2 protein-coding genes are annotated in these 2,758 nt (G+C 58.9%); both read left to right on the top strand.

Translation table 11 applies throughout. The annotated features are described in order from the left end of the window. The first annotated feature begins 533 nt into the window (after nt 1-533). On the top strand, nt 534-941 hold the full coding sequence (locus tag AC629_RS43085; RefSeq protein ID WP_084810676.1) for a hypothetical protein: 408 nt from the start codon (nt 534-536) through the stop codon (nt 939-941). Nucleotides 942-1,067: 126 nt separating this feature from the next. Next, nucleotides 1,068-2,159: an alpha/beta hydrolase gene (locus tag AC629_RS43080; protein WP_084810675.1), complete on the top strand. Its 1,092-nt coding sequence runs from the start codon at nt 1,068-1,070 to the stop codon at nt 2,157-2,159. Nucleotides 2,160-2,758: the final 599 nt, after the last annotated feature.

Here is a 2,758-nt window from a genome sequence, read left to right as displayed (position 1 = left end):
CTTTCGTGTTTCTACACAGCCAGGGTCATTCGCGACGAACCCCACCGATCATGACCGACATCCGATGTCCGCTTCGTCCCGCTTGCGACCGAAATTCGTGGCACCGTAATATGTCGCGATGGGCCAATTCCGGACATTCTGAGGAACCGCAGTCCTCGCCTCCGAACGGCGTACCAATCGGGTCGTGGCGGCGCACTCACCTCCGACTGAGCCGCGGAGCCGGTCAGTCACGCTGACTTGCTATATCAGTTGGCTGGAGAAGCTGCGACCGAGGAGTCCGGTCTTCAGGCTCCCACCAATTTGAGACGTTGTGCATTTTTGACGGTGTTTATCCAGGTCGCGTATAATGTAGTTGCCCTTGAAGCGGGACGGCCGAAATCACCGCCCAGGGCGAACGAGCAGTACCGATGCCATCGGCAGGCACGCTCTCTCAAGAGACCGACGCTTTTTTCGGTTCGCACCAGCATTCACATTTATGAAATGCGCGCGCCGCTTCCGCGGCGGCTCGTTGCCGTAACCTCTGGAGAGAAACGATGAGCAAGATCGATCGAAGGTCAGCATTGGGAATCGGGTTAGCAGCGGCTTCGGCGGCCATGATGAAGCCAGCTGCCGCTCAAACCACGGGCTACAAGGATACGACGCCGTGGCCAGGTGTCGTGGTGCGCGCTTATGATGGCGAGACACCTGCCATCATCCCCGGCTTTAAGACCGTCTCAATGCGCGATCTCATTATGCAGCCAGGCTCGAAGACGATGGGTCCCCCGATGGAGAATGCCATGGTCTGCCATATCACCGAAGGCGAGATGCGGCTTGAGCAGGAGGGAAAGACCTTTACGGCCAAGAAGAACTTTGTCTGGACCTGCAACAAAGACACAAAAGAGCAGGCGTACAACGATGGGAACGTGGTTGCGATCATGCGGATCACGGACCTGAAGGCTTAAGGCTCGTTCCTTTGGAAGAGACGGCTGGCATTGGCGGATTCCGTGAATGTAAATCGCCATGGTCGCTGAGTGCGCTCGCCGGGGGTTTTCTGGCGCGACCTAGGGATGGCCCGAGGGAGGAGGATCATGATCATCACGAGACGTCACGCGCTCTGCTGCAGCACCCTGGCCCTCGGCGGCGTCGTGCTGGCACCGCAACTTGCAAAGGCTGAGACCGCTGCGCGCCAGTCCGCCATTGCGGCCGATCCAGCGCAAAAACTGGTGACCGAGCAGTTCATGATCGACGCTGCCGATCCCGGAATAAAGCTCTACGTCAGAAACAAACACACGGAAGATTTGAAGCAGTTTAGCTCGGAGAAAACGTTGCTGTTCGTTCACGGTGCGACGCAACCGTCGGAGGCGACTTTTGATCTTCCGCTCGAGGGACTGTCGTGGATGGACTACATCGCCCAGCATGGTTGGGATGTGTATTTGATCGATGTGCGCGGCTACGGCCGATCCACGCGTCCGCCGGAAATGGACCAGCCAGCCGCCAGAAATCCTCCTATCGTTACGACTGACGTGGCTGTGAAGGATATCGGCTCCACAATCGACTTCATCCTTCAGCGGCGAGGTCTGTCGAAGCTCAGTCTTATGGGCTGGTCGTGGGGGACCGTGATTGTGGGCGCTTACACGGCCGACCACAATGACAAAGTCGACCGGCTCGTGCTCTATGCGCCAACGTGGCTAAGGACCTCACCGCTGCCGCAAGCTGCGCCTCCCCCGTTAGGAGCTTATGTTGCGGCACCAATGGCGACCGCGCGTGAGCGCTTGCAGGCCGGCGCTCCCGACGACCGCAAGAACGATTTGATGCCGGCGAGCTGGTTCGAAGCATGGTCGGCGGCCGCATTGGCCAGCGATCCGGCCGGTTCAAAGCAAGAGCCACCGGTGCTGCGCAGCCCAGCGGGCGTGTTCCAGGACAACCGCAATTACTGGGACGCGGGCAAGGCATACTACGACCCCGAGAGGATCAAGATCCCGACGCTGGTGGTTGTCGCCGAATGGGATCGGCTGACTCCCAGCCAGGGTGCACAAGCGCTCTTCCACAAGCTTCCAAGTGGCCCAAACAAGCGGCTCGTCGAGATCGGCGAGGGAACGCATTTCGTTATGCTGGAGAAGAACCGGATACAGCTTTTCCAGGAGGTGCAAGTCTTCCTCGATGGGCCATGCCGGAACTGACACTACCTCGGTGGCGTGCGCCTGTTCTTCTGGGAACAAGCTTTCGTCGCCAGCGCGGCGGCCACGATGGAAGTCGGAGGAAGCATCGTTGCCGCTTAGCCGTAATGTCGCCTTGGGGTCTTGGCTGTGTGAAAACGCCAAGGCGCTTGAGCGCGATAGAAGAAGTTATTCGTCCAAGGCGGTTCTAGCGCTTAAGCTAGCACGCGGCTTCAACTTAGACGACGAACTGAAGAATGTAATTCTAGCCGTGTCTCGATCATTCGCGTTTTTACACAGCCAGGGTCATTCGCGACCGAATCGGGCCAGCGGGAAATCCGGGGCAGGTCCGCTATGCCGCTGGAAGCGGAAGTGAGGTATATCCTGCCGCGACGCAACAGGGAGCGAACACGACGACTGAGACCATCAGCAATGATCGCCCGCCCGTCGCCAAACCTGTTTCCCGACAGCGATCCAGAAAGCCCGCGACCGTGAGCGCGGTGGAGCAAAAGAAGCTGCGATAGGCACTCCCGGCCCTTGAACATGTCCGTTATGCCCTCAGTAGCGGCATCAAGCAGGACATCGCACGAGGTCGCAGATGGGCCATTCTGCTGGTTTGCAAA

The organism is Bradyrhizobium sp. NAS80.1 (assembly GCF_001908205.1).
Lineage (GTDB): Bacteria > Pseudomonadota > Alphaproteobacteria > Rhizobiales > Xanthobacteraceae > Bradyrhizobium.
This window is presented reverse-complemented; position numbering and strand designations above follow the sequence as displayed.

What these genes read in the sequence shown, in the direction of transcription:
- AC629_RS43085 (WP_084810676.1), top strand. Translation starts at nt 534, where the DNA reads ATGAGCAAGATCGATCGAAGGTCAGCATTGGGAATCGGGTTAGCAGCG.
- AC629_RS43080 (WP_084810675.1), top strand. Translation starts at nt 1,068, where the DNA reads ATGATCATCACGAGACGTCACGCGCTCTGCTGCAGCACCCTGGCCCTC.